Source organism: Streptomyces sp. SolWspMP-5a-2 (assembly GCF_900091845.1).
Lineage (GTDB): Bacteria > Actinomycetota > Actinomycetes > Streptomycetales > Streptomycetaceae > Streptomyces > Streptomyces doudnae.
This window is the reverse complement of record NZ_FMCI01000247.1, coordinates 23,061-49,244: the sequence shown is the minus strand read 5'-3', so window position 1 is coordinate 49,244 and position 26,184 is coordinate 23,061. Positions and strand designations below refer to the sequence as shown.

Here is a 26,184-nt window from a genome sequence, read left to right as displayed (position 1 = left end):
ACCGGACAGCCGAAGCAGGAGGTGCCGCCATGGGCGCGAAGGTGTTGGAGCGGTTCCCCGCGGGATCTCCTCGCGGATCGTGGCCCGCCGAGGAGTACGCCGCCCAGCGGCGCGCCGCCGGTGAACAGGCCACCGTGGTCATGGACCTGAAGTCGGACGCCTTCCTCGTCGTCCTGCGCGACGAGGACTGAGCCGGTCCGCCCCCCCCTGCCGGGGCCGGACGACGGACCGGCCGGGAGAAGGCTCAGCCGCCGCCCACCCCTTCGAGGTCCTGGCCGGTCGCCAGGCGGGCCCGCACGGAGACCCGCGGGTGCCCGGCGGCGGGGACCGCGAGGGTGCTGCCCGACCGTGACGCCCGTACGTCACCGCTGACCGCGATCCGGGTCACCGCCCGGCTCCCCGCGGCCAGCAGATAGCCCCGGCCGTCCGGCGCCCGCCACTGCGTCGCCGCCACCACGTGCCGCCCGAACCGGCTGCACAGCGCGGTCGACGGCACCCGGGCGACCACCCGGCCCGGCGCGTCCACCCGGTCCCGGCTGGTGCGCAGCGTCACCGTCACCGAACCGGGACCCCGCCAGGTGTCCGCGCGGGCGCAGCTCCACACCGCGTCACCGCCCGCCCCGGGCAGCCGCTGCCGCGCGAAGTCCCACGCGTTGACCGCCCGCACCCCCGAACCGCCCAACCGCCCCAGCGCGCACCCCTGATGAGCCCAGGCCAGCAGCGCCTCGGACCCCGTCGCCTCCCGGGGCTGCCGGGCCGGGGCCCCGCGTCCGGGCAGCGGGGTGTACGTCAGATGGACGGGGGACAGGGCGCCCACCCCGGCCAGCAGGAACGCGTGGTGCTCGGCGATCCGCTCGGAGGACCGCAGTTGCAGCACCGGCGCGCTCCCGCAGTCCCCGCCGGACGGCACCGGGGGCACCGCGGCGGTGACGCCGTCCTTCGCCACCGCGAGCGGCCGGGCCAGGGCGTCCGGCCTCAGCAGATCCCGGGTCCCCGCCTCGGCGACCCACGGCGCCAGCAGATAGCGCACCCCGCCGCCGCCCCGCCCGTCGTCCACGGCGACCGCGGCGGCCGTCGTGACGTCCGAGTCGTCGGCCCGCGCGATCGTCAGCTCGCCCGGCGCGGACCCCGACAGCGGCTCGCTGTAGCGGGCCAGCCGCTCACCGTCGTGCAGCAGCACCACCGCCCGCGCCCCCACCCCGCCCGCGAACAGCAGCCGGGGCGGTGTCACGGGGACGGCCCGCGAGGTGGCGGCGGCGGTGGTGACCCGGGTGCCGGACGACGGGTGCGCCCACGCGCCGAGCGCCCGGCCGAGCAGCGCCTCGTCCGCGGCCCGGTCGCCGCGCACCGGCCACGCCGTGAAGTCCACCCGCGCGGTGTTGTCCCACACCCCGGCCGGGGTCCGCAGCAGCGCGGCCGGACGCAGCGCCGGTCCGGCCGCCGGCGCCGGGGTGTACGCGGGGCCCGGGGAGCCGCCGGAAGTGGTCGTCACCAGCGTCACCGCCGAGATCGCCGCGACCCCGCAGACCGCGAGCCCCACCCGCACCCGCCGCCTGCGCCGCAGCAGATCGGTCGGGCTCGCCTGCAGCGCGCACGCGTCGAACTCCTGCGACGCCAGCAGCGCCGCCGCCGTCCCCTGCTCGTCCTCGCCCGCGCGCAGCGCCGCCGCCGCCCGCACCGCCTCGTCCGGGTCGGCGGCGCCCGCCGCCGTCAGCAGCGCGCGCACGTCGTCCTGCGACAGCCCGTGCACCACGCCCAGCAGGAACGCGGCCCGCGCCGCCGCCGACACCCCCGAGAGCCGCTGCGCCAGGGCCAGTTCGGCGTCCCCGCCGGAGCGCGGGAACAGCCGCAGCCCGAACACCAGCGGCAGCCGCGGCAGATGGCGCGCCACCCACGGACGGGCACCCCGGCCGTACGCGAGCGCGCCGCGCAGCACCTCCGCGGTGAGCGCCCACACCGCGGAGAACCGCGCCGGGCCCGGCGCGCGCTGCGCGGGCACGGACGGCACCGGGTGGGCCGAGCGGATCCGCGGCAGGGTCCGCTGGACCAGGGAGTGCGCCACCAGCACCCGCCGGTGCCGGCCGAGCGTCGCGGGGAGCACGAGGTGGGCCAGCCTGACCAGGTCGCCGTACTGCTCGACGAGGACGGTCTCTGCCTCCAGGACCGGCGTCCTGACACTCCCGCCGGGACGTCGGAGCGAGCGTAGGTGCATGGGAGCGTGATGCCTTCCGGACGAGTGACGCGCTGGGCGTCTTACACTCCGTCAAACGAGTGAATCATGGACAGGTCACCCCTCGGCGGGGCGCGCGTGGGAGCCCGTCGCGCCCTGGACGACTCCGCCCAGCTCACACCCCCGGCGCACGAACGCCTCGTGCAACTCCTGCGCCGCCCGCGGCACCGCGTCCGCCCGGCGCCGCCGCAGCGTCAGCCGCACCCCGGTCGCGTCCCCCGCCAGCGGCCGGTGCGTGATCGTCCCCTGCCGCTCCAGCGGATCGCCGACGACGCTGAAGTCCGGCAGCACCGTCACCCCGAGCCCTTCCGCGACCATCAGCTTCCCCATCTCCGCGCCGTCCGTGGAGTACGAGAACGACGGCAGCCGCCCGGCCAGGAGCCGGTGCACGAACCGGTGCATGACATAGCCGGTGCGCATCGCGATCAGCGGCTCGGTCAGCAGCTCGTCCACCGTGACGGCGTCCAGCGCGGCCAGCGGGGAGTCGGGCCGCAGACACACCACGGGGCGCCCGCGCAGCAGCTCCACGGAGTCGAGGCCCGCGGGCAGGTCGTCGCCGTCCAGCTCGTTGACCAGGCCCAGATCGAACGCGCCCTCCGCCAGCCCCCGGTGGATCTCCGCCTGCCGCGCCGCCACCACCTCGACCTGGGTGACCGGGTGCGCGGCCCGGAACTCCCGGACCACCGGGATCAGCAGCGGCACCGTCGCCGCGGAGACCGTGCCGACCCGCACCATCCGGCTGACCCGGTGCTGCTCGCCCGCCGCCGCCCGCAGCCGGTCCACCGCCTCCAGCACCTGCGCGATGTGCGGCAGCAGTTCCCGGCCCTCCGCGCTCATCGTCGCCCCGGAGCGCTTGCGCTCCAGCAGGTCCACCCCCAGCTCCCGTTCCAGGTTCCGCACCGTCTCGCTCAACGCGGGCTGGGAGAGCCGCAGTTCCTCGGCCGCCCGGCGCAGCGAGCCCAGCCGGGTCACGGCCGCGATGTATTCCAGCTGTTCGGTGCGCACCCCCGCAGAATGCGGCCCGTCCACACCCGCGTTCAAGGGTTTCCCTGTCACGCCTTCGTGAAATTCAATGGTCCGGGATGCGAGACCGGTCGGGTTTTCCTTGACGGTTCTCACCGGCGGCTGCCACGATCGACGGCATGAAGATGCGACTGGACCTCACGCGGCGACGCCATGTCGACCTCGCGCGCGTCTCCAGCGCCTCCTGTCGCGCCGCGGCCTGATCCCCGTCCCGATCCGCCGCACCACGCGCCGTCCCCGCGACTTCACCGGTCATCCGCGTTCCCGTATTCCACACGCGCATCGGTCACCCCTGTCCGCACGTCGCCCCAATTCCCCGCCCATGCGCGGAAAAGCGAATGCGGCGCGCCCGGAGACATTCCGCACCAGGAGTTCCGCATGTCCGCTCCCTTTTCTCCTCTCCGCAGGCGGCACGGCGTCGATCTGATTCTCCCCGGTTTCCCGGATCACCGCGAAGAGGCCGCGTCCCGCGGCGGGCGGACGCCGCCACCGGCGCGCCGGCCACAGGCACGACTCCGCGCGGACGACGCCGGGTCCACCGCCCCGCCCGCCTGAACCCGCCGTCCGCACCCACCCCGTCCCGGTTCCCGGCCGCCCCCGCCAGGGCGCCGCCCGCCTCCCCGAAAGAGGGCCCATGGCCACCGTCCTGTCCGTCTCCGGCAGTCCCTCCGCCTCCTCCCGCACCCACCGGCTGCTGCGCCACCTCGACCGGCGCCTGACCGCCCAGGGCCACGAGGTGACACCGCTCGACGTCCGCACCGTCCCCGCCGAGGCCCTGCTCGGCGCCGACTTCGCCCACCCCGCGATCGTCGAGGCCGCCGAACTCTTCGCCCGCGCCGACGGCGTGGTGATTGCCACCCCCGTCTACAAGGCCGCCTACTCCGGGGTCCTCAAGGCGCTCCTCGACCTGCTCCCGCAGTACGCCCTCACCGGCAAGACCGTGCTGCCCCTCGCCACCGGCGGCACCACCGCGCACGTCCTCGCCATCGACTACGCGCTGCGCCCGGTGCTCAACTCCATGGGCGCCGCCCACATCGTGCAGGGCTGGTTCACCCTCGACAAGGACATCACCGTCCACGAGGACGGCACCCTGTCGGTCGCGTCCCTCACCGACGAGGCCCTCACCCAGGTCGTCGACCAGTTCTCCACCGCCCTCGGCCGCACCCCGCTGCTGGCCGCGGCGAGCTGACCGCCGTGCCCGCCCACGTCATCGCCGACGACCAGGAGGCCCTCGCGGTGGCCCGCGCCCTGGCCGAGGAGTTCCGGGCCGGGGCGAGCGAACGCGACCGCGAACGGCGGCTGCCGCGAGCGGAGTTGGAGCGGCTCTCGGCGTCCGGGCTGCTCGCCGTCACCGTCCCGGCCGCGCACGGGGGAGCGGACGTCGGCGCGGGCACCCTCGCGGAGATCTTCCGGTTGCTGGCCTCGGCCGACCCGAGCCTCGCCCAGATCCCGCAGAGCCACTTCGTCTACGTGAACGTGATCCGCCGTCAGGGCACGCCCGAGCAGCGGAGGTTCTTCTTCGGCGAACTGCTCGCCGGGCGCCGACTGGGCAACGCCCAGTCCGAGGCGGGCACCCGGCACGTCCAGGACATCGGCACCCGGCTCACCCCCCGACCGGACGGCTCCCTCCTCCTGACCGGGGAGAAGCACTACTCGACCGGCGCTCTCTTCGCCGACTGGATCCCGGTGCTCGCCCGCGCCGCCGACGACGCGCTGCACGTCGCCTACGTGCCCCGGGACGCGCCAGGGCTCACCGTGGTCGACGACTGGGACGGCATGGGGCAGCGCACCACCGCGAGCGGCACCGTCCGGCTGACCGGCGTGGTGGTCCCCGCCGACCGGGTCCTGCCCCACCACCTCACCTTCCGCGGCCCGCAACTGCACGGCGCGACAGCACAGTTGCTGCACGCCGCCATCGACGTCGGGATCGCCGACGGCGCGCTCGCCGAGGCCGTCTCCTTCGTCCGCACGCGCAGCAGACCCTGGTTCGAGAGCGGCGCCGACACCGCCGCCGAGGACCCGCTGGTCATCCAGCGCTTCGGTGAACTCGGCGTCACGACACGGGCGTCCAGGGCGCTGCTGCGGGAGGCGGCGCGGGCCGTCGAGGAGGCGCGGGCCGACCTCACCGACGACACGGCGGCCGAGGCGTCCGTCGCGGTCGCCGCCGCCAAGGCGCACGCCGCCCGCACGGCCGTCGAGGTGGCCGACGCCCTCTTCGACCTGGCCGGGACCCGCTCCGCCCTCGACTCCCTGAACCTGCACCGGCACTGGCGCGACGCCCGCACCCACACCCTGCACGACCCGGCCCGCTGGAAGATCCAGCACATCGGCCGCCACCTGCTCAACGGCACCCGCCCGCCCCGCCACGGCCTGCTCTGACCCCACCCGATCGGAGACCCGCGTGTCCCTCACCTTCCACTGGTTCCTCCCCACCAACGGCGACAGCAGGCACGTCGTCGGCGGCGGCCACGGCACCCCGGCCACCGCCTCCGGACGGGACCGGCCGCCGACGGTCGGCTACCTGAGCCAGATCGCCCGCGCCGCCGAGGACCTCGGCTTCCTGGGGGCGCTCACCCCGACCGGCGCCTGGTGCGAGGACGCGTGGCTCACCACGGCCATGGTCAGCCAGCACACCGAACGCCTGAAGTTCCTGGTCGCGTTCCGCCCCGGCTTCGTCTCCCCGACGCTCGCCGCGCAGATGGCGTCCACCTTCCAGCGGCAGAGCGGCGGACGGCTGCTCCTCAACGTCGTCACCGGGGGCGAGAGCCACGAGCAGCGGGCGTACGGCGACTTCCTCGACAAGGACGAGCGCTACCGGCGTACCGGCGAATTCCTCCAGGTGGTAAGGGAGTTGTGGCAGGGCGGGACGGTCGACCTGCACGGTCGGCACCTGCGGGTGGAGGACGCGCGGCTGGCCCGGGTCCCCGACCCGGTGCCCGAGGTGTACTTCGGCGGGTCCTCCCCGATCGCCGGGGAGATCGCCGCCCGGCACGCCGACGTCTACCTCACCTGGGGCGAACCGCCCGCCCAGGTCGCCGAGAAGATCGCCCGCATCCGAACGCTGGCCGCCGCGCGGGGACGCGCCCCGCGCTTCGGCATCCGCCTGCACGTCATCACCCGGGACACCGCGGAGCAGGCGTGGGCCGAGGCCGCGCGGCTGTTGGACGGCTTCGACCCGCAGACCGTGCGGTCCGTGCAGGCCGGGCTCGCCCTCAGCGAGTCCGAGGGGCAGCGCCGGATGCTCGCCCTGCACGGCGGCGGCCGGGACGGGCTGGAGATCCACCCCAACCTCTGGGCCGGGATCGGCCTGGTGCGCGGCGGCGCGGGCACCGCCCTGGTCGGCAGCCACGACGAGGTCGTCGAACGGATCAGGGAGTACCACGCCCTGGGCATCGACGAGTTCGTGCTCTCCGGCTACCCGCACCTGGAGGAGGCGTACTGGTTCGGCGAGGGCGTCCTGCCCCGGCTCGCCGCACAGGGCCTGTGGCACCACCCGGCGGGTGCGCCGGACACGGCACCGGCCCAGGTCCCGTTCGCCGGCTGACCCGCCCGGCCGCTCGCGCCGCACCGGGCCCGGACACGGGTACGCCCCCCGTGCGCGGCTCGGGGCCGACTCCGCCGGGAGCAACCGTCCGGCGCTGCGACGGTCGGACGGGCACTGGTGCCGTGCCGGGCAGCGCGAGCCGGTGAACCTTTGCGGTCAGGACAACTAGCGGTGCCCCTCGTCCGTCCCCGGGCCGCCGAGGGCGTCCAGGTGGGCGCGGCGGGCGTCGGCCGTCTGGCCCTGGATCAGCAGGAACATCCCCTCACGGGCCAGCCGCTGGGCCGGGTCGCGCAGATCCATCGCCCGGCCGCCGCGGGCCACGACCGCCGCCGTGGTGGCCGCCCGCAGCACGTCGAACGCCCGCGTCCGGCACGCCAGCCGCTCCGGCACCCGCGCCAGCGGGTCGGGATGCCCGGCGAGCGCGTACGCCTCCGCCCGCACGGCGTCCAGCCGCGCGCCCAGCGCGCTCGCCACGTCCGGTTCCCCGTACTCCGCCACCAGTGCGACGGCGGCCCGTGCCACCCCGAACACGGCGGGCGAGGCGTTGGCGGCCCGTGCCCGGTCCGTCGCCGCGAACACCGCGTGCGGGGCGCGCAGCACCACCGACGCCTCCGGCAGCCGCAGCCCGTCCAGGCCGAGGGACACCGTCCGCGCCGCGCCGAGGGCCGCCAGCCGCATCGGGGGCGAAGGCCGCAGCGCAGGACCCTCGCGCGCGTCGGCGAACGCGAACACCACCTCGTCCTCGTCGGTCACCCCCGCCAGCAGCATCAGGTCGTTCAGACCCCAGCCGGTGAACCAGGGCACGGTGCCGTCGAACCGCCACCCCTCGCCGTCCCGTGTCGCCCGCACCGGACGCCGGGGAAAGGCCCTGACGTGCGCGTACGCGATCCCCGCGAGCAGCTCTCCGCGCGCCAGCGGCCCCAGCAGCCGCTCCCGCGCCGGGCCGGTCGAACGGGCCAGCATCCGCACCGGGGTGTGGTGCTGGGTCTGCACGAACCACGTCGAGCAGCACGCCCCCGCGAGGATCTCCGCCACCTCCCTGGCCACCGCGTCGGGCGCCCCGGCGCCGCCGTACTCCACCGGCGCGCTCACCCCGAGCAGCCCCGCGTCCCGGATCGCCGCGAGATGCCCGGCGGGCACCCCCTCCGCGTCGACCCGGGCGGCCCCCGGGGCGAGGAGAGAGGCGGCCAGGGAACGGGCGGCGCCGACGAGGGGGTGGTCTTCGATGCTCATGGGGAAGATTCTCCCGGTCGCACCGCGCGAGATGCCGGTCCGGGCCCGCGGCGTTCGTATAGGAGGGGAGGGAACACTCCGAGGCCCGAGGAGGCCGTCATGACGTACTACCTGCTGAGCGTGGTCCAGCCGACCGGTGGCGAGCCGCCCTCGCCACAGGCGCTCGCGGAGATCATGCGCGACGTCCGGGCCTTCGAGGAGGAGCTGCGCGCGGCGGGCGCCTGGGTGTTCGGCGGCGGACTCCAGGGCCCGGAGACCGCCACCGTGCTGCGCCCCTCCGACGGCGACGTCCTGGTCAGCGGCGGCCCCTGTGCCGAGGGCCGGGAGTACCTCGGCGGGCTCACCCTGATCAGGGCCGACGACGCGGACGCGGCCCTGGAGTGGGGCAGGAAGGCGGCCCTGGCCACCACCCTGCCGATCGAGGTCAGGGCGTTCGTGGACCAGGGCTGACCGGGCCGGACCGCGCGTCGACGTCCGGACCGAGCGTCGGGATCCGGGCCGCGCGTCGACGTCCGCACCTGGCGTCGGCGTCCGGGCCGCGCCTCGACGTCCGGGCCGCGCGTCCGGCAGGGCGGTGGCGGAATTTATTTTGGTGTATGAAAGGTTGCTATATGCATCTGATGGTGGGCGGTGCCGGGTGGCACCCCCGGGGCCGCCCACCGCCGGGACCGTCCATGTACCGCAAGGCCGCGAGGCCGTACAGCAGCAGCGAGGCACCGTGAACCCCACCACCCCCGAGCAGCCCGCCGACGTCGTGGCCCGGCTGCGCGCCACCTTCCGCACCGGCCGCACCAAGCCCGTCGCGTGGCGCACGGAGCAGCTCCGCGGGCTGCGCGCGATGCTCACCGAGAAGGGCTCCGAGCTGGCCGAGGCCCTCCACGCCGACCTCGGCAAGAGCGCCACCGAGGCCCGGCGCACCGAGATCGACTTCACCGTCCGCGAGATCGACCACACCCTCGACCACCTCGCCGACTGGCTGCGCCCCGAGCCCGCGCCCGTCCCGGCCCACCTCGGCTCCGACGCCACCGCCTGGACGCAGTACGACCCGCTGGGCGTCGTCCTCGTCATCGCGCCCTGGAACTACCCGGCGCAACTGCTGCTGGCCCCGCTGGTCGGCGCGCTCGCCGCCGGGAACGCGGTCGTCGTCAAGCCGAGCGAGCTGGCCCCCGCCACCTCGGCGGCGCTGGCCCGGCTGCTGCCCGGCTGCCTCGACACCGACGCGTTCGCCGTCGTCGAGGGCGGGATCCCGGAGACGACCGCGCTGCTGGCCGAGCGGTTCGACCACATCTTCTACACCGGCAACGGCGCCGTCGGCCGGATCGTGCTGCGGGCCGCCGCCGAACACCTCACCCCCGTCACCCTCGAACTCGGCGGCAAGTCACCGGCGTTCGTCGACTCCGACGCCGATGTCCAGGTCGTCGCCGACCGGTTGGCGCGCGGCAAGTTCCTGAACGCCGGGCAGACCTGCGTGGCCCCGGACTACGTGCTGACCGACCCGGAGACCGCGGCGGCCCTCGAACCGGCCCTCGCCCGCGCGGTGGAGGGCCTGTTCGGCACGGAGCCGAAGGAGTCGGGGGAGTACGGCCGGATCGTCAACGAGCGCCATTTCGACCGGCTCTCGGGGCTGCTCGGCTCCGGCCGGGTGGCCGTCGGCGGTGACACGGACCGGGCGGCGAAGTACATCGCGCCGACCGTGCTCGCCGACGTCGACCCGTCCTCGCCCGTCATGGGGGAGGAGATCTTCGGCCCGATCCTGCCCATCGTGACCGTGCCGGGGCTGGACGACGCCATCGGCTTCATCAACGACCGGGACAAGCCGCTCGCCCTGTACGTGTTCTCGGAGTCCGAGGGGACGCGGGACCGGATCGCCGCCGAGACGTCCTCGGGCGGGCTCGGACACGGGCTGCCGCTGGCCCATCTCACCGTCTCCGACCTGCCGTTCGGCGGAGTGGGGGAGAGCGGCATGGGCAACTACCACGGCCGGTACTCCCTCGAGACGTTCAGCCACCGCAAGGCGGTGCTGCGCAAGCCGCTGGGCTGAACCGCGGGGATGCTCCGGGGCGCCGGTCCGCACCCTTGACTGGTACAGACCAAAGGAGTCAGATGGACCCCGCACCCCCCACCGCGGCCGCACCCCAGCGGGGTGCGGCCGTGCTCCGTGGGGGAGTCGGGGCACCGGTCAGGAGCGGCGCACTGCCGTCGCCGTCGCCGCGCGCGGCAGCTCGAACGCGGCCCGCACCTGCCGGGCCTGGTTGTCCGCACCGGACGCGTTGGGGTGGACGAAGGTGCACGCCTCGCCGTTGCCGGGGATCGCGGCGCAGAGCGGCGACGGCGGGTCCGTCTGGTCGCCGTCCCCGGTGAGGTCGTCGCGCACCCCGTACATCCACCTCTCGCCCGCGGGCGCGCACAGCCCGTGGGCCGCGCTGGGTCCGTAGGTGTCGACGTAGGCCGCCCCGTGGCCGGTGGCCTGCCGGGCGATCAGGCCGTTCAGCCGCCGCTCCAGGCCGTCGAGCCAGGGCATGTCCCCCTTGGCGACGGTCCCCAGCTGGCGCCAGACGCCCCACGTGCAGCCGGAGGCGCTCGGCACGATCGCGGGGTAGCCGACCACCGCGACCCGTGCGTGCGGGGCGCGTTCGCGGATCGCGGCCATCATCCGCCCGAACTCCTCGTCGAGCCGCGCGAACCGCTCCTCCAGCCAGTCGCGCCCCTCGCCCGCGGTGAAGTGGTCGGTGCAGGGAGTGCCGAACCCGAGGGTGGCCAGGCCCCGTTCGAGGCACTGGGTGACGATCTCGCCGAAGCCGAGGGTGTTGCCGCCGATGCCGACGCTCACGTAGTCCGTGTCGGCGCCCAACCGCTGGATCTGCGCGGGCCGTTCGGGCCAGCCGCCCTCGGGCGGCACCGACGGCGGACCGAGGATCTTCGACGGCGGCTGCGGCCCCAGCACCCCGTCCTCGACCTCGGCCGCGCCGCAGGTGACGTCCACGAGCCGCAGCCCCGCCGCCTCGGCGACCTGGTGCGGGTAGTCCCGGTAGGAACGCCCGCACCCGTCGTCGGGGTCCCACGGGCGGACGAAGACGTCGGCGCTGTACGAGTCGCCCAGGGCGACGTACCGCGGCGGTTCCTCGGCGGGGGACGGCGCCGCCGAGGCCGGGACGAGCACCGACAGCACGGCCGTGAGCGCGGCGGCGGTGGCGAGAGCCGCGCGGGCGGCGGCGGGAACGGTGGGCACGAGGGATCTGGACATGCGATCGCCCTTCGGTTCCGTGCCGGGGAACATCCCACCGGCACGGTCACCAACGGTATTCACGCGGTGACGACGCGTGGAAGACGCCTGGTGCCGATCACCCCCCAACGGGTGCGCGCCACGCCGGAAGCGGTGAACGGGCGTACGGGCGGAGGGATTTCGTGCGGAGCGGGGTGGGGTGGGGTGGGGTGGGGGCGGGGTGGCGGTTCGGCCGGTCCTGGACGCGCCGGGCGATGGGCCCCGCTGCGGACGGGCCGAGCGGCGGTGCCGGTTCGGGACGGACGCGTCGGCGCCGGTGCCGCCCCGGAACGGGCCGGGCGCCGGACTGCCTCGCTTCGGGCGTGTCGAGCGGCGGTGCCGGTTCGGGACGCGCGGGTCGCCGGGCCGCCTTGCTCCTGACGTGTCGACCGGCGGTGCCGGTCCGCGGCGCGACGGGCGCCGGACTGCCTCGCCCCGGACGGGTCGACCAGCTGTGACGGTCAGGACGCGCGGGCTGCCTCGCCCCGGACCCGTCGACCACCCGTGCCGGTTCCGTACGCGCCGGCCCCGCCCCCGCGCGTTGGCGCCCCCGCCCCTCCCGGACGCGGCGAGCAGCGTCCCCGTCCCCGCGCACTCCCGTGCCGCCACGCCCCCAAGACGTCATCCCCGGTGAGTGATCCACCGGAGTTTCCCCCGTGCCGGTCCGAACCGCTGACGGCCGGGGGAGTGCCGTGGTGTCATGCCCCTGACTTTTCACGCGCGGGTGCCGTGACGGTGCCCGTCCGGAAGGAAGGCAGACCCATGCGCACCCCCCACGCCCTGCTCGCCACGGCCGCCGCGCTGGCGGCCACCGTCACGGCGCCCGCCGCGCAGGCCGCCGCCGCGGCACCCGCGCCCGGCGCCTACTACGTCCAGAGCGCGACCACGGGCCTCAACGCCGCCGACCGCTCGGGAGCGGTCGAGCAGCGCAGACCGAAGGGCAACGAGGACCGCCAGCAGTGGACCCTGCGGGCGAGCGGTTCCTCGTACGTCCTGGAGAGCACGGACACGGCGGGCAGTTGCCTCGGCCGCTCCGGGACGCAGGCCAGGACCGTCGGCTGCGCGAGCGCGGACGCCCTCTGGGAGATCACACCCACCGACGCCGACCGGTACACCCTCAAGGCCCCCGGGACCGACCGCTACTTGACCGTCGCGGCCAAGCCGTCCGGCGCCAACTACCCCGACCAGCTCGCCGTGGGCTCCTCCGGCGACCTCGCCGCCTGGTACCTCACCCCGGTCGGAGCGGTCACCCGCCCGATGCCGCCCGCCGACCGGCGCACCCTCGACCAGGTCACCTTCCTCACCGCCCACAACGCCTACGCCAACGGCGTCGACGGCGGCTTCGCGCCCCCCTTCGTGAACCTGTTCCCCAACCAGGCGCGCGGCATCGAGCGGCAACTCGCGGACGGGGTGCGCGGGTTCATGCTCGACATCCACCAGACCCCGGACGGCGCCATCCTCTGCCACAACAGCTGCACGCTGGTCAGCAAGCCCGTCGCCCTCTGGGTCGACCTCCAGCGCATGGTCGACTTCCTGAAGGCGCACCCCGACCAGATCGCCACCGTCTTCCTGGAGGACTACGTCGACCCCGGTGTGCTGCGCGCCGAACTCGCCCGCGTGAACGGCCTGTCCGACGTCCTGTACCGCCCCGACCGCACCGGGGTCAGGCAGAACGGCTGGCCCCGCACCGCCGACATGATCGCCGCCGGACAGCGGCTGCTGATCTTCACCGACCACAGCCGGGCGGCCGACGAGTCCGCCGGACTCACCCGCGACAGCTTCGGCGTGATGTACCAGCGGGAGTGGACGGTCGAGAACTACTGGTCGATGGGCTCGGGCGCCTCCGCCTCCGACTGGTCCTGCTACAGCCGCTGGTACGACGCGGGCACCAACATCCCGCTGACCCGCACCGAGGGCGCCTTCCGCCCGCTCTTCGTGATGAACCACTTCCGCGACACGACCGTCACCGCCACGGCCACCACGGACAACACCAAACTCGCCGACCGGGCCCGGCGGTTCTGCCAGCCCGCGGCCCGCGCGAAGCCCACCTTCCTGGCCGTCGACCGCTACGACCTCGGCGACACCGCGTCCGCCGTCAGCGACCTCAACTCCTACGTCTACCCCTGACCCGCCCCTGACCCGGCCGCCCCGACCCGCGCCCCGCCGTGTGCGAGACTCCGCCGATGACCTCGCAGACGATCACCGCGGACGCCGCGGGCCGCTGGAAACTGGCCGACCTGACCGTGAGCCGCGTCGGCCTCGGCGCGATGCGGCTCACCGGCAGCGCCGCCTTCCACCTCGGCACCCCCAGCGACCGGGACCGGTCGATCGCCGTGCTGCGCGAGGCGGTGGACCGGGGCGTCGACCACATCGACACGGCCGCCTTCTACTTCTCCCGGCTCCGCTCGGCCAACGAACTCGTCAACCGCGCCCTCGCCCCCTACCGGGACGACCTCCTCATCGCCACCAAGGTCGGCCCCTACCGCGACCAGCAGGGCGGCTGGGGCGAGGCGGCCCGCCCCGACGAACTGCGCGGGCACGTCGAGGAGAACCTGCGCCAGCTCGGCCGGGACCATCTCGACCTGGTCTATCTGCGCCGGATGCGCCAGGAGTCGATCGCCGAGCACTTCGGCGCCCTCGCCGACCTGCGCGCGGCGGGGCTCGTCCGGCACCTCGGCGTCTCCCAGATCGAGCCCCGCCACCTCGCCGAGGCCCAGGCCATCGCACCCGTGGTCGCGGTGCAGAACCGCTACGGCCTCGACCCGGCGGGCTCCGACCGGGCGGCGTCCGACGCGGACACGCTGCTGCGGCTCTGCGGCGAACAGGGCATCGCCTTCGTCCCGTACTACGCGGTCGCCGGACGGCACGGCGAGAACGCCGTCACCGCACCCGACCACGACGAGGTGCGGGCCGTCGCCCGCGCCCACGGCGCCACCCCCGCGCAGGTCCGGATCGCCTGGGTCCTGAGCCGGGGACCGCACGTCCTGGCCATCCCCGGCACCGGCGACCCCGCCCACCTGGTGGAGAACATCGCGGCGGGCGCGCTCCGCCTGACCGGTGATGACCTGCGACGCCTGGACGCGCTGCGGGCCGCTCCCGCGCACTGACGGACGCCACCGCCGGGCACCGTCGCCGGACGCCACCGCCGGAGTGAACTGGCGTGCACCGCGTTTTACGTATAACCTCACCCGTCAACCCGCACCCGCCACCCGCTCCGACCGAGAGGCCGAGATGAGCCGCATCGCCCTGGTCACCCTCGTCGTCGACGACTACGACGAGGCGATCCGCTTCTACGTCGGCGCCCTCGGCTTCCGCCTCGTCGAGGACGCGCCGCGCCCGGACGGCTCCCGCTGGGTCGTCGTCGCCCCCGGCCAGGACGCCACCGGCACCGGACTGCTCCTCGCCCGCGCCAAGGACGAGCGGCAGCGCGCCCGGATCGGTGACCAGACCGGCGGGCGGGTCGGTCTCTTCCTGCACACCGAGGACTTCGCGGGCGACCACGCCCGGATGCTCGCCGCGGGCGTGACCTTCCTGGAGGAGCCCCGGCACGAGCCCTACGGCTCGGTCGCCGTCTTCCAGGACCTGTACGGGAACCGCTGGGACCTCCTCCAGCCCGCCCGAGCCTGACCTCCCGCGCCACCCCACCGGACAGAGAAAGAACGCACATGACCGCGCCGCTCACCGACACCGCCCTGCGCCGCCTGCCCAAGGCCGTCCTGCACGACCACCTCGACGGCGGACTGCGCCCCGCCACCGTCGTCGAACTCTCGGCGGCGATCGGCCACCGGCTGCCCACCACCGACCCCGACGAGCTGGCCGCCTGGTACTTCGACGCCGCCAACTCCGGCGACCTGGTCCGCTACATAGCCACCTTCGAGCACACCCTCGCCGTCATGCAGAGCCGCGAGGGCCTGCTGCGCACCACCGAGGAGTACGTCCTCGACCTGGCCGCCGACGGCGTCGTCTACGCCGAGGTCCGGTACGCGCCCGAGCTGATGGTGAACGGCGGACTGAGCCTCGCCGAGGTCGTCGAGACCGTCCAGGAAGGACTCGCGGCCGGCATGGCGAGGGCCGCCGCCGCGGGCACCCCGGTCCGGGTCGGCACCCTGCTCTGCGGCATGCGCATGTTCGACCGGGTGCGGGAGGCCGCCGACCTCGCCGTGGCGTTCCGGGACTCCGGGGTCGTCGGCTTCGACATCGCGGGCGCCGAGGACGGCTTCCCGCCCGCCGACCACCTCGACGCCTTCGAGCACCTGCGCCGCGAGAGCGTGCCGTTCACCATCCACGCGGGCGAGGCGCACGGGCTGCCCAGCATCCACCAGGCGCTCCAGGTGTGCGGCGCCCAGCGGATCGGCCACGGCGTGCGGATCACCGAGGACATCGTCGACGGGAAGCTCGGACGGCTCGCGGGCTGGGTCCGCGACCGCCGGATCGCCCTGGAGATGTGCCCGACCTCCAACCTCCAGACCGGCGCCGCCACCTCCATCGCCGAGCACCCGATCACCGCCCTCAAGGACCTCGGCTTCCGGGTCACCCTCAACACCGACAACCGCCTGGTCTCCGGCACCACGATGACCCGCGAGATGTCCCTGCTGGTCGAGCACGCCGGATGGACCGCCCGCGACCTGCGCACGGTCACCGTCAACGCCCTCAAGAGCGCCTTCCTGCCGTACGACGAGCGCACCGCCCTCATCGAGGACGTCGTCCTGCCCGGCTACGCCGAACTGCTCTGAAGGAGCCCCCGCAGATAGGCGGCCTGTCCGATGTGCTGGAGGTCGTCGGACAGGACGCTCACCAGGCGCACCCCCACCGTGACCGGCGGGTCCCAGCGCTCGTCCACCACCCGGTCGAGGTCCGCCGCCGTCGCCTCCCGCAGCGCCCCGAGGGTCTGCTCGTGGACGGCGTCGTAGTACCCGGTCAGCAGCTTCCCCGAGTCCACGCGCACCTTGGCGACCCGGGCCGCGCTGTGCCCGTACCCGGTGTCCATGGGGGGCAGGTCGAGGCCGAACCGCTTCTGCCACCCCCCGGACGGCCACACCTGCTCCAGGCCGAAGGCACCGGCCACGTGGTCGTCCTGGACCCGGGTCAGATGCCAGACCAGCCAGGCGACGGAGTTGGCGTCGTGGTCGGGCCGGGCGTTGAGCGCGTCCGTGCCGAGGCCCTCGACGGTCGCGTGGACCTCTTCACGGATCCGGTCGAAGCCGTCGATGAGAATGTCCCGTGCGTGCATACCGTCCACCATCGCTCATGGACGGCGTTCACGCGTCCGGAACCCCGCCCCCGGGTCCGAACCGGCCGGGCCCGGGGAGCCGCGCGTCAGCCCGCCTCCGGGTGCGGCTGCTGACCGCCCTGCTCCAGGAGCGTCATCAGGGCGCGGGCCGCCGGACTGGTCGCCGTCTGCGGCGGCAGCAGCGCGACCGTCTCGTACACCACGTCGCCGGTGTCCTTCAGGGCGAGCGCGGTGAGCGCGGGCCGCTTCTCCCGGAAGTGGTTCGGCACGACCGCTATGCCGAGGTTCTCGTCGACCAGGTCGAGGAGGCTGTGCACGTCGTTCACCTCCAGGGCCACCGTGCGCGGCACACCGACCGCGGCGAACGCGGCGTCGGTGGTGCGGCGCGGCCCCCAGTCCGGGTGGAAGTCCACGAACACCTCGCCGCCCAGCTCGTGCGGCGCCAGCGGGGTGCCCACCCCGGCCAGCCGGTGCCGCGGATGGCACAGGACCGTCATCGGCTCGCCCGTCAGGGACACCGACCGCAACTGGTCCGTGTCGTCCTGCGTCCGGTAGGCGAACGCCAGATCGAGACGCCCGGCCGCGACCTCCTCGGCCAGCGCGCCCGACCCCGCCTGCCGCAGCCGGATCTCCACGTCCGGATGGCGCCGCCGGAACGACGCCAGCAGCCCCGCCACGTCCACCCCGGCGATGCACTGCTCGGTGCCCAGCGCCAGCGTCCCGCGCAGCACGCCCTGCACCGCCGCGACCGCCTCCTGCGCCGACCGCACCTGTGCGAGGATGCGCTCGGCCTCGCCCAGCAGTGCCCGCCCCGCCTCGGTCAGCGTCACCCGCCGGGTCGTCCGCACGAACAGCGGTGCCCGCAACTCCCGCTCCAGGGAACGGATCGACGCCGAGAGACCGGACTGGGACACCATCAGCCGCTCCGCGGCCCGGGTGAAATGCTGGTCCTCGGCGACCGCGACGAAGTGCTGGAGATGGCGCAGTTCCATGATTGAGAAGCCTAGCCGCTGAGTTCCATCGGATTCTCCTGTTGGACCACTGCCCCGAGGTCACGACAGAGTTGACCGCGGAAGAGACCCACGCAGAGCCGGGACGGCCGCCCGCGACCGTCCCCGTGCGCCAACCCCCTGGAGTCGCGTTGTACACCGCACACCCCGACCGCTACGCGGACATGCCCTACCGGCGCACCGGCCGCAGCGGGCTCAAGCTCCCCGCGCTCTCGCTCGGCCTGTGGCACAACTTCGGACCCGACCGCCCCGTCGACACCCAGCGGGCCATCCTGCGCCGCGCCTTCGACCTCGGTGTCACCCACTTCGACCTCGCCAACAACTACGGCCCGCCGCCCGGCGCCGCCGAGTCCGCGCTCGGCGAGGCCCTCAGGGCGGACTTCGCCGGGTACCGCGACGAGCTGGTGATCTCCACCAAGGCGGGCTACCTGATGTGGCCTGGCCCGTACGGCGAGTGGGGGTCGCGCAAGTACCTGCTGTCCTCGCTCGACCAGAGCCTGACCCGGATGGGCCTCGACCACGTCGACATCTTCTACTCGCACCGCCCCGACCCGGAGACTCCCCTGGAGGAGACGATGGGCGCCCTGCACTCCGCGGTCCAGCAGGGCAAGGCGCTCTACGTCGGCGTCTCCAACTACAGCGCCGAGCAGACCCGCGAGGCCGCCCGCATCCTGGGCGAGCTGGGCACCCCGCTCCTCATCCACCAGCCGCGCTACTCGATGCTCGACCGCCGCCCCGAGGACGAGGGCCTGCTCGACGCCCTGGACGAGCTGCAGGTCGGCTCCATCGTCTTCTCCCCGCTGGAGCAGGGCCTGCTCAGCTCCCGCTACCTCGACGGCATCCCCGAGGACTCCCGCGCGGCGAGCGACAGCCCGTTCCTGAACTCGGACGCGGTCACCGAGGACCTGGTCGGCCGGCTGCGCGCCCTGAACGAGATCGCCGCCGCCCGCGGCCAGTCCCTGGCGCAGCTCGCGCTCGCCTGGGTGCTGCGCGGCGGCCGGGTCACCTCCGCCCTCGTCGGCGCGAGCAGCGCGCGGCAGATCGAGGACAGCGTCGCCGCCACCCGCAACCTGGACTTCGACGCCGACGAACTGGCGCGCATCGACGCCGTCGTCAAGCGGTAGCGGCACCCCGGCGGACACCGGACGGCCCGGAGGCGCACCACCGCCTCCGGGCCGTCCGGCGTGCCCCGGAACCCCGGCGCCTTTCGGCCAACAAATGCGCCGAATATGCCAAGAGACTGGCCGGAAAGTCGTGGTGACACTGTTTCGGATGTGCACATACTCGACAGTCAGGGTCTTCACATCGAGCGAAGCCACGATCACGCACAGCACATGAGCCGCACCGAAAGCGAGGCCTGCCGCGAGGCGGAGGACGCAACGGGGGAGCGACCGTGCACGACGAATTCCTGTGCCACGTCACCGCGTACGGCACCTGCGCGGGACAGCGCATCGGCGTACCCCTCGGAACGTACCGGGCCCCCACCCTCGCCCTCGCCCTGTGGTGGCTGCGCGACCGCGCGAGCTGGATGGCGGACCGCCTCGACCCGCAGCCCGAGGCGGAGCACTTCCCGCCCAGCTCCCTCGTCCCGGTCGCCGGCACCGTCGCCGACGTCCCCGCCGTCCTGCGCTTCTGGTGCGGCGACGACGCCCAGCAGGAACTCGTCGCCGAGGAGCTGGCCGCCGGACGCCTGGTGCGCATCGCCACCAGCGACGACACCACCGAGTACGAACTGCTCGCCGAGTCCGTCGACGCCCTGCGCATGCAGCGCACCATCCCGGCCCTCGTCGTCTCCGTCGGCTGAGCCGGAACGGCCCTACCGCCCGCCGCCCCGCCCCCGCACGGCCCGCGCGAGCAGGGCGCCGAGGAACCCCGCCACCAGGCCCCACAGCGCGCCGAGCCCCACCGCGCCCCACACCGCCGCCCGCAGCACCACCTCGCCCGCGAGGTTCCCGCCCAGGTCGCCGACGCCCAGCACCGACAGGCCCCAGCGGGCTCCGACCCGGCCGAGCAGGCAGACCAGGCCGACCGTGAGCGCCAGCGCGCACGCCGTCCGCAGCGCGTGCCGCCACGCGGGGGTCGCCGCCGGTGACCGCAGCGCCGCCCAGGTCGCCGCCGCGAGCACCAGCACCACGTCCGCGACCACCAGCCACCACACCCGGCCGTCGTGCGCGGCGAGCGTGCGGACGTCCAGCGTGGAGAGGTCCGGAGCGCGCAGCACCTCGTCGAGGACGCGCGGCACCGGCAGCCCGAACGGGCCCGCCACCCGGCCGTGCCACACGGCGCCGAGCCCCAGCGTGAACGCGGGCCAGGCCAGATTGGGCAGCCCCAGCAGGATCACCGCGAACGTCACCGCGGCCCGCTCGCCGGTCGCCGCGTCGACCAGCGCGACCACGCCCGCCGGCACCACGCAGGCCAGGAGCAGCGCGACCATGGCGCACGCGAGGGGCCGCGCCGCCTCCCTGAACCGCGCCGGGCCGTCCGGCAGCGGCACCGTCCGCGTCACCAGCACCGCCACCAGCAGCACCCCCGCCAGCCACACCAGACCGGAGACCAGGGAGCGCGGCACGTCGGTGGTGAACCCCACCCGTGGCGTCAGCCCGAACAGGTCGCCGAGGTCGCCCAGCACGCCGTCGCCCAGGGAGAGCGTGAAGACATGACGGGCGGCGAGCCCCAGACCCGCCAGCGCGAGCAGCCACAGCACCGCGATCCGCGCCGCCCACCGGGCGAGCCCCCGGGCCCCCGCCGTCGCCCCGCGCCGCACCGGACGCAGGAAGCCCGCGGCCAGGACCAGCGCCCCGGCCAGCGCCACCGAGAGCGGGACCGCGGTCACCCCCGCCTCGGTACCGGCGACCGACCCGGCGTTCCCGGACAGCGCGACCCTGCCGCCGACCGCCGTCACCACCGTCGCCGCGACCACCCGGACGAACCCGCCGCCCGGCAGGTCCGCGGCCCCCGCGGCCCACAGCCCGAGGGCCGCTACCAGCAGCATCGTCACCATGGAGGCCACCACGGCGACCAGCGCCGGGAGCCAGCCGTGGCGGACGGCGACGCGGTCAGGGGAGGTTGTGGGGCTCACCCCAGCCACGCTAGGCAGCGCCCGGTCCCGCCGCCCGTCGGCAGACCCGTCCGCGTACCCGCCCGTTCCGGGAGCCACCCCCGGGTTCCGGCCGAACCGCTGCTTTCGGACACGAAGCCGACTGCCGGGACGACGCCGTCCGACGCGTCGTACAGTGCTCCCGAGTCGTCCGACGCAGCACGGCGCCTCCGAGTCGAACGGGACACACCGGGCCCCCAGGGGACTGCACGCCCCGGCTCGGGGTACGAGCACTGGTGCAACAGCGTCCGGCCAGTCCGGCTTCCGAGAGAGAAACGCATGACCGATCACGTGGGCGGGGCAGTGATAACCACTGGTTTCGACGTGCCCGTGGAACCGCTGCGACGAGCGGCGCACTACACCGGCGAACCAGGATGCATCGCCGAGGCACGCTCCTTCGCGGCACACTTCGTCGAGCAGCTCAGGACCGAGTGGTGCGCCGCCATCGACCCCCGCGTCCAGGGCGAGGTGCTCCTCGTCGTCAGCGAGCTGGTCACCAACGCCGACCGGCACAGCAACGGCCCCTACATCCTGGAGCTGGAGGGCACGGACGCGGCCGTCGTGGTGAGCGTCTACGACAGCAGCGAGGCCCTGCCGCGCCGGTTCCCGAAGGACCCCGAGCGGATCGGGCGGCACGGTCTGGAGATCGTGCACGCGGTGGCCGGTCGGGTCACCGTCGAGCGGATCCCGGTCGGCAAGCGCGTCGTCGCCGTGGTGCGCCTCGACGCCGTGTGAGCCCCGGCCGCCGACGCGGCCGAGCACGGAGCGGCCCGGCAGTCCCGGGCGAGGGGACGGGTGCCCGCACCACCCGTCGAGCCCGACCGGTGGTCACCGGCCGGGCCACACGTGTCGGACGTGTCGGCCGAGGCCCGGTGGACGTCGAGAAACACTCCGAACGCCGGGAAACGGTCCCGGGTCACGGGCTGTCGCAGGCATCCCGGGCATACACAGACAGCCGCATACACAGACAGCCACAGCCGGAGGGCGGGGCCCCTTCGAGGTGGCCCCGCCCTCCGGCTGTGCGTGGTGATGGTGGGTTGCTCAGGCGCAGCCCAGCTCGCCGAGCATGCCCTGGCGCAGCCGCGCGATGATCCGCTTGATCAGCCGCGACACGTGCATCTGCGAGCAGCCGAGCCGCTCACCGATCTCCGCCTGGGTGGCCTCCTCCACGAACCGCATGTGGATGATCTGCCGGTCCCGCTCGCCCAGCTCCGCCATCAGCGGCGCCAGCGAGTGGAAGTCCTCCACGAGCCGCAGCCCGTCCTCCTCCACGCCGATGAAGTCGGCGAGGACCGCCTCGCCGCCCTCCGGGCCGTCGCCGGTGAGCGCGGCGTCCAGGGACGAGGAGTTGTAGCCGTTGGACGCTATCTGCGCCTCGACCACCTCGGCGTGCGAGAGGTTCATCAGCGTGGCCAGTTCGGCGACCGACGGCTCGCGGTCCAGCCTGCTGGCCAGCTCCTCGCGGGCCTTGGCCAGCTCGACCCGCAGCTCCTGGAGCCGCCGCGGCACATGGACGGCCCAGGTGGTGTCACGGAAGAAGCGCTTTATCTCGCCGACGATGTACGGCAGCGCGAAGGACGTGAACTCGACCTCGCGGGACAGGTCGAACCGGTCGATCGCCTTGATCAGACCGATCATGCCGGTCTGGACGATGTCCTCCATGTCGTCACCGCGGTTGCGGAACCGGCCCGCGGCGAACCGCACCAGCGAGATGTTCATCTCGATGAGCGTGTTGCGCGCGTACTGGTACTCGTGGGTGCCCTCCTCCAGTTCGGAGAGGCGGTGGAAGAACTGGCGGGACAGCTCCCGCGCGTCGCGCGGCGCGACCGTCCGCGGCTGCTCGATGCCCGGCAGCGGCCCGTCGTCCGTCCTGGTCCGGGCAGCCTTCGTCATGACTCCTGCTTCCGACCGGTTCACGGCGGTGTTCATTACCTCTCCCACGAAGTCACGGTGAGACATGTCGTCTTCCTCGGGTCCTTCGGAGACTCGCGTACCCCCACTTCGCGATCCCATGCCCACTTCACAGCGGACTGAAGGAAATTGATCGGATCCGCGCGTTCCCGTACGCCTCCGGGCCCACCACAGCGGTCAGTTGGCACCCGGGCTCCCGGCCGCCCCACCGCCACCGGAGCCCGCGGACCCGGTCTCCCGCCGCGCGATTCCACCCAGGGCGGAACGCCGGCCCCTTCCCCGGGCCGCCAGGGAACCTACGCTGGGAGGGTGAGCAGCCACGCGCCGAACGAAGCCCGGGTCATCCCCCTGCGCGGACCGCGCGCCGATCCTCCCGCGGCCCCCGCGCCCCGGTCCGGCCCACGCGCCGAGCCGCTCTGGCGCGACCTCGTCGGGGACGTCCTGCGCCGCGAGCGGCTGGCCCAGGAGCGGACCCTCAAGGACGTCGCGGACGCGGCCCGGATCTCCATGCCGTACCTCTCGGAGGTGGAGCGCGGCCGCAAGGAAGCCTCGTCGGAGGTCCTCGCGGCCGCCGCCGCCGCTCTCGGGCTCACCCTCGGCGACCTGCTGGCCCTCGCCCACGGCGAACTCGCCGGGGCGCTGTCGCGGACCGAGCCGGTCAGGGGCGTGCGGGGCGGACCGCACCGGAGCACCCCGCCGGGCGCGACCTCCCACGGCTCCGCCCGCCGTCCGGCCGGAACCCCGGCCGTCCCGCCGCACGGCGGTCTGCTGCTGGTCGCCTGACGGCGATCCGGGCCGGCGCCTTCAGGCCGTCACCAGGCGCCGGCTCAACACCTCGTCGGCCAGCCCGTACGCCACCGCCTCCCGCGCGGTGAACACCTTGTCCCGGTCCATGTCCGCGCGCAGCACCGCCGGATCGTGGCCGGTGTGCCGGGACAGCACCTCCTCGACCTGCCCCCGGATGCGCACCATCTCCTGGGCGCGGAGCGCCAGATCGGACACCGTGCCCTGCTGGCCGCCGCTTGCGGGCTGCCCGAGCAGCACCCGCGCGTGCTCCAGCACGAACCGCCGTCCCGGGTCCCCGCCCGCCAGCAGCACGGCCGCCGTGCTCGCCGCCTGGCCCACGCAGAACGTGGAGATCGGCGCCCGGACGAACGTCATGGTGTCGTAGATCGCCATCAGCGAGGTGAACGAGCCGCCCGGGGAGTTCAGGTAGATCGCGATCTCGCTCTCCGGCGCCGCCGACTCCAGATGCAGGAGCTGCGCGATGACGACGTTGGCGACCCCGTCGTCGATCTCGGTGCCGAGGAAGATGATCCGCTCCGACAGCAGCCTGCTGAAGACGTCGTAGGACCGCTCGCCGCGCGAGGTCCGCTCGACGACGTTCGGAATCGTGTAGCTCCCCATGGTCACAGCCCCACCCGTCGCCGCGCGGTGGCGGGCCGCAGGTCGGCGAGCGACTCCACGACCGCGTCCACGATGCCGTACTCCTTGGCCTCCGCCGCCGTGAACCAGCGATCGCGATCGCCGTCCCGGGAGATCGTCTCGGGGCTCTGCCCGGTGTGCTCGGCGGTGATCCGCTCGATGGTCCGCTTGGTGAAGTCCAGGTTCTGCGCCTGGATCTCGATGTCGGCGGTGGTGCCGCCGATGCCCGCCGACGGCTGGTGCATCATGATCCGCGCGTTCGGCAGCGCGTACCGCTTCCCGGGCGCCCCGACGCTCAGCAGGAACTGCCCCATGCTCGCCGCGAACCCCATCGCGAGCGTCGACACGTCGTTCGGGATCAGCCGCATCGTGTCGTAGACGGCGAGCCCGGCGTGCACCGAACCGCCGGGGCTGTTGATGTACAGGCCGATGTCGGTGCGCGGGTCCTCCTCGGAGAGCAGCAGCAACTGCGCGCAGACCCGGTTGGCGGACGTCTCGTCGACCTGCGTGCCGAGGAACACGATCCGCCTGCCCAGGAGTTGGGCGGCCAACTGGTCGTCGAACCGGGTCGGCGCGGGATCGTGGTCCCCGGCCCTAGGCAGCGGGGCCGGTGCGGAACCGGCGGTGGACGGGTACATGGGCGCTCCCTTGTCGCGTGACGGGCGCGGCGGTTGCCGCCGCGCCCTCCACTCTCGGCCGCCGACCGCCCCGAGCGGGGACTTCTCGGCCGGTGGCAGATTCGCCGACGGCAGAGCGACCGCCCCCGTCAGACCCCCGGGCCCTCGCGCAACTGCCGGAAGAACGCCCGCACATCGCCGATGAGCAGGTCCGGTTCCTCCATCGCGGCGAAGTGCCCGCCCCGGTCGAACTCCGTCCACCGCAGCAGGTTCTCCGTCCGCTCCGCGCGGTGCCGCAGCGGCGTCTGGATCTCGCGCGGGAAGACCGCGAGGGCCGTCGGCGCGGTGGACGGCTCGGCGGGCCGGGCGGCCCGGCCGGTGGCGTGGGCCCGCTCGTAGTAGACGCGGGCGGCGGAACCGGCGGTGCCGGTGAGCCAGTACAGCATCACGCCGGTCAGCATCAGGTCCCGGTCCACGGCCTCCTCGGGCAGCTCGTCCGAGTCCGTCCACGCCTGGAACTTCTCGACGATCCAGGCGAGCTGGCCGACCGGCGAGTCGGTGAGCGCGTACGCCAGGGTCTGCGGCCGGGTGGACTGCTGCACCGCGTACCCGGTGCCCTCGGCGGACCAGGCGCGCCACCGCCGCCACGAGGCCAGCGTCCGCTCCCGCTCCCCGGGGCCGAGCCCGGCCAGGTCGTCCTCGGTCGGCTCCGCGGTCTGCTGGCTGCCCGGCAACAGGTTGAGGTGGACGCCGATCACCCGGTCGGGATGGGCCCGGCCCAGCTCCCGCGAGACGGCGGCGCCCCAGTCGCCGCCCTGCGCCCCGAACCGCGGGTAGCCGAGGCGGCCCATCAGGTCGGCCCACGCGTCGCTGATGCGCCCGGCCTCCCAGCCGGTGTCCGCGGGCGGCCCGGAGAACCCGAAGCCGGGCAGGCTCGGGACGACGACGTGGAAGGCGTCGGCCGGGTCGCCGCCGTGCGCGGCCGGGTCGGCGAGCGGTCCGGCGACGTCGAGGAACTCCGCGAACGAGCCGGGCCAGCCGTGCGTGAGGACCAGCGGGGTGGCGTCCGGCTCGGGGGAGCGCAGGTGCGCGAAGTGCACGGTCGAGCCGTCGATCGTGGTGGTGAACTGCGGCCACGCGTTGAGCCGCGCCTCGGCGGCCCGCCAGTCGTAGTCGTGCCGCCAGTACCGGACCAGCTCGCGCAGGTACGCCCCGGGCACCCCGTACGACCAGCCGGTGCCGGGCAGCTCGTCGGGCCAGCGCACCCGGTCGAGGCGGTCGTGGAGATCGTCCAGGTCCCGCTGCGGGACGTCGATGCGGAAGGGCCTGATGCCGTCGTCGGACGAAGAGGTCATGGCGACGGAGCGTAGTCGCGCGGAGCGCTCCTGCCACCCGGTTTCCCCGGCGCACGGGCCCAGTTCGGCGGGCGTCCCGGTGCCCCGGCGGCCGATCGGCCGTGGTGTCAGCGCTGGGACGACGACCGGAGCAGGGCGGGGCGGGGCGACGGCAGGAGACGAGAGGGACGGGACGACGGTCGCGCACGGGCGGGGCGGGTCCCCGATCGCGCACGGGCCCGGACGAGCCGTGGCCGTGTGCCCGGAC

The 26,184-nt window shown here is 74.5% G+C and carries 26 protein-coding genes; 15 read left to right on the top strand and 11 right to left on the bottom strand.

Annotation, left to right across the window (positions count from 1 at the left end; translation table 11 throughout):
• The first annotated feature begins 29 nt into the window (after nucleotides 1-29).
• Complete coding sequence (locus GA0115242_RS40875) at nucleotides 30-191, top strand: hypothetical protein (RefSeq protein WP_176729904.1); 162 nt, start codon at nucleotides 30-32, stop codon at nucleotides 189-191.
• A 53-nt stretch (nucleotides 192-244) separates the two neighbouring features.
• On the opposite strand, the gene GA0115242_RS24400 is transcribed toward GA0115242_RS40875, so the two are convergent.
• On the bottom strand, nucleotides 245-2,212 hold the full coding sequence (locus GA0115242_RS24400; protein WP_093831954.1) for a hypothetical protein: 1,968 nt from the start codon (nucleotides 2,210-2,212) through the stop codon (nucleotides 245-247).
• Between the two features lie 75 nt (nucleotides 2,213-2,287).
• A complete protein-coding gene (locus GA0115242_RS24395) occupies nucleotides 2,288-3,235 on the bottom strand; it encodes a LysR family transcriptional regulator (RefSeq protein WP_176729903.1) in 948 nt (315 codons plus the stop codon).
• A gap of 137 nt (nucleotides 3,236-3,372) precedes the next feature.
• Here GA0115242_RS24395 and GA0115242_RS42540 point away from each other — a divergent pair, with 137 nt between their 5' ends.
• From GA0115242_RS42540 to GA0115242_RS24375, 4 genes are all read left to right on the top strand, one after another.
• Nucleotides 3,373-3,456, top strand: coding sequence for a putative leader peptide (locus GA0115242_RS42540; RefSeq protein ID WP_350284076.1), 84 nt, complete (start codon nucleotides 3,373-3,375; stop codon nucleotides 3,454-3,456).
• Between the two features lie 431 nt (nucleotides 3,457-3,887).
• Complete coding sequence (gene ssuE / locus GA0115242_RS24385; protein WP_093831950.1) at nucleotides 3,888-4,442, top strand: NADPH-dependent FMN reductase; 555 nt, start codon at nucleotides 3,888-3,890, stop codon at nucleotides 4,440-4,442.
• Between the two features lie 5 nt (nucleotides 4,443-4,447).
• The gene (locus GA0115242_RS24380) at nucleotides 4,448-5,632 is read left to right on the top strand and encodes an SfnB family sulfur acquisition oxidoreductase (protein WP_093831948.1); all 1,185 of its coding nucleotides are present in this window, start codon (nucleotides 4,448-4,450) and stop codon (nucleotides 5,630-5,632) included.
• A gap of 22 nt (nucleotides 5,633-5,654) precedes the next feature.
• A complete protein-coding gene (locus GA0115242_RS24375; protein ID WP_093831946.1) occupies nucleotides 5,655-6,797 on the top strand; it encodes an LLM class flavin-dependent oxidoreductase in 1,143 nt (380 codons plus the stop codon).
• Nucleotides 6,798-6,962: 165 nt separating this feature from the next.
• On the opposite strand, the gene GA0115242_RS24370 is transcribed toward GA0115242_RS24375, so the two are convergent.
• Entirely contained in the window at nucleotides 6,963-8,030 is a 1,068-nt protein-coding gene (locus GA0115242_RS24370) for an acyl-CoA dehydrogenase family protein (RefSeq protein WP_093831944.1), read from the bottom strand.
• 99 nt (nucleotides 8,031-8,129) lie between these two features.
• On the opposite strand from GA0115242_RS24370, the gene GA0115242_RS24365 reads away from it, so the two are divergent.
• Nucleotides 8,130-8,480 (top strand): YciI family protein, encoded by a 351-nt coding sequence (locus GA0115242_RS24365; protein ID WP_093831942.1) that lies wholly within the window; start codon nucleotides 8,130-8,132, stop codon nucleotides 8,478-8,480.
• Between the two features lie 124 nt (nucleotides 8,481-8,604).
• Nucleotides 8,605-10,071 (top strand): aldehyde dehydrogenase family protein, encoded by a 1,467-nt coding sequence (locus tag GA0115242_RS24360; protein WP_311638663.1) that lies wholly within the window; start codon nucleotides 8,605-8,607, stop codon nucleotides 10,069-10,071.
• A 138-nt stretch (nucleotides 10,072-10,209) separates the two neighbouring features.
• On the opposite strand, the gene GA0115242_RS24355 is transcribed toward GA0115242_RS24360, so the two are convergent.
• The gene (locus GA0115242_RS24355; RefSeq protein WP_093831938.1) at nucleotides 10,210-11,274 is read right to left on the bottom strand and encodes an SGNH/GDSL hydrolase family protein; all 1,065 of its coding nucleotides are present in this window, start codon (nucleotides 11,272-11,274) and stop codon (nucleotides 10,210-10,212) included.
• Nucleotides 11,275-12,054: 780 nt separating this feature from the next.
• On the opposite strand from GA0115242_RS24355, the gene GA0115242_RS24350 reads away from it, so the two are divergent.
• The 4 genes from GA0115242_RS24350 to GA0115242_RS24335 all read left to right on the top strand — a co-directional run bounded on the left by GA0115242_RS24350 (nucleotide 12,055) and on the right by GA0115242_RS24335 (nucleotide 16,025).
• Entirely contained in the window at nucleotides 12,055-13,419 is a 1,365-nt protein-coding gene (locus GA0115242_RS24350) for an RICIN domain-containing protein (RefSeq protein ID WP_093831936.1), read from the top strand.
• A gap of 56 nt (nucleotides 13,420-13,475) precedes the next feature.
• Nucleotides 13,476-14,399, top strand: a complete 924-nt coding sequence (locus GA0115242_RS24345) for an aldo/keto reductase (RefSeq protein ID WP_161353262.1) — start codon at nucleotides 13,476-13,478, stop codon at nucleotides 14,397-14,399.
• 124 nt (nucleotides 14,400-14,523) lie between these two features.
• On the top strand, nucleotides 14,524-14,919 hold the full coding sequence (locus tag GA0115242_RS24340; protein WP_093831932.1) for a VOC family protein: 396 nt from the start codon (nucleotides 14,524-14,526) through the stop codon (nucleotides 14,917-14,919).
• A 38-nt stretch (nucleotides 14,920-14,957) separates the two neighbouring features.
• On the top strand, nucleotides 14,958-16,025 hold the full coding sequence (locus GA0115242_RS24335) for an adenosine deaminase (RefSeq protein WP_093831930.1): 1,068 nt from the start codon (nucleotides 14,958-14,960) through the stop codon (nucleotides 16,023-16,025).
• On the opposite strand, the gene GA0115242_RS24330 is transcribed toward GA0115242_RS24335, so the two are convergent.
• Together GA0115242_RS24330 and GA0115242_RS24325 are read right to left on the bottom strand one after the other, a co-directional pair.
• On the bottom strand, nucleotides 16,007-16,522 hold the full coding sequence (locus GA0115242_RS24330) for a mycothiol transferase (RefSeq protein ID WP_093831975.1): 516 nt from the start codon (nucleotides 16,520-16,522) through the stop codon (nucleotides 16,007-16,009). The two genes, GA0115242_RS24335 and GA0115242_RS24330, sit on opposite strands and share 19 nt — an antisense overlap.
• Nucleotides 16,523-16,608: 86 nt before the next feature.
• Nucleotides 16,609-17,514 (bottom strand): LysR substrate-binding domain-containing protein, encoded by a 906-nt coding sequence (locus tag GA0115242_RS24325; RefSeq protein WP_093831928.1) that lies wholly within the window; start codon nucleotides 17,512-17,514, stop codon nucleotides 16,609-16,611.
• Between the two features lie 149 nt (nucleotides 17,515-17,663).
• On the opposite strand from GA0115242_RS24325, the gene mgrA reads away from it, so the two are divergent.
• Both mgrA and GA0115242_RS24315 read left to right on the top strand, forming a co-directional pair.
• Nucleotides 17,664-18,656 (top strand): L-glyceraldehyde 3-phosphate reductase, encoded by a 993-nt coding sequence (gene mgrA, locus GA0115242_RS24320; RefSeq protein ID WP_093831926.1) that lies wholly within the window; start codon nucleotides 17,664-17,666, stop codon nucleotides 18,654-18,656.
• A 269-nt stretch (nucleotides 18,657-18,925) separates the two neighbouring features.
• Nucleotides 18,926-19,336 carry a hypothetical protein gene (locus GA0115242_RS24315; RefSeq protein ID WP_093831924.1) on the top strand — a complete coding sequence of 137 codons (411 nt, stop codon included), beginning with the start codon at nucleotides 18,926-18,928 and terminating at the stop codon, nucleotides 19,334-19,336.
• A 12-nt stretch (nucleotides 19,337-19,348) separates the two neighbouring features.
• Here the strand turns inward: GA0115242_RS24315 and GA0115242_RS24310 are convergent, their stop codons facing one another.
• On the bottom strand, nucleotides 19,349-20,611 hold the full coding sequence (locus GA0115242_RS24310) for a streptophobe family protein (RefSeq protein ID WP_093831922.1): 1,263 nt from the start codon (nucleotides 20,609-20,611) through the stop codon (nucleotides 19,349-19,351).
• Between the two features lie 297 nt (nucleotides 20,612-20,908).
• Between GA0115242_RS24310 and GA0115242_RS24305 the strand changes: the two genes are divergently transcribed.
• Entirely contained in the window at nucleotides 20,909-21,364 is a 456-nt protein-coding gene (locus GA0115242_RS24305) for an ATP-binding protein (protein ID WP_093831920.1), read from the top strand.
• A gap of 306 nt (nucleotides 21,365-21,670) precedes the next feature.
• Here the strand turns inward: GA0115242_RS24305 and GA0115242_RS24300 are convergent, their stop codons facing one another.
• On the bottom strand, nucleotides 21,671-22,558 hold the full coding sequence (locus GA0115242_RS24300; protein ID WP_093831918.1) for an RNA polymerase sigma factor SigF: 888 nt from the start codon (nucleotides 22,556-22,558) through the stop codon (nucleotides 21,671-21,673).
• A gap of 291 nt (nucleotides 22,559-22,849) precedes the next feature.
• Here GA0115242_RS24300 and GA0115242_RS24295 point away from each other — a divergent pair, with 291 nt between their 5' ends.
• Nucleotides 22,850-23,323, top strand: coding sequence for a helix-turn-helix domain-containing protein (locus GA0115242_RS24295; protein WP_093831916.1), 474 nt, complete (start codon nucleotides 22,850-22,852; stop codon nucleotides 23,321-23,323).
• A 21-nt stretch (nucleotides 23,324-23,344) separates the two neighbouring features.
• On the opposite strand, the gene GA0115242_RS24290 is transcribed toward GA0115242_RS24295, so the two are convergent.
• The 3 genes from GA0115242_RS24290 to GA0115242_RS24280 form a co-directional block, all read right to left on the bottom strand.
• The gene (locus GA0115242_RS24290) at nucleotides 23,345-23,947 is read right to left on the bottom strand and encodes a ClpP family protease (protein WP_093831915.1); all 603 of its coding nucleotides are present in this window, start codon (nucleotides 23,945-23,947) and stop codon (nucleotides 23,345-23,347) included.
• A 2-nt stretch (nucleotides 23,948-23,949) separates the two neighbouring features.
• A complete protein-coding gene (locus tag GA0115242_RS24285; protein WP_093831913.1) occupies nucleotides 23,950-24,603 on the bottom strand; it encodes an ATP-dependent Clp protease proteolytic subunit in 654 nt (217 codons plus the stop codon).
• 128 nt (nucleotides 24,604-24,731) lie between these two features.
• Nucleotides 24,732-25,937, bottom strand: coding sequence for an epoxide hydrolase family protein (locus tag GA0115242_RS24280; protein WP_093831911.1), 1,206 nt, complete (start codon nucleotides 25,935-25,937; stop codon nucleotides 24,732-24,734).
• Between the last annotated feature and the right edge of the window lie 247 nt (nucleotides 25,938-26,184).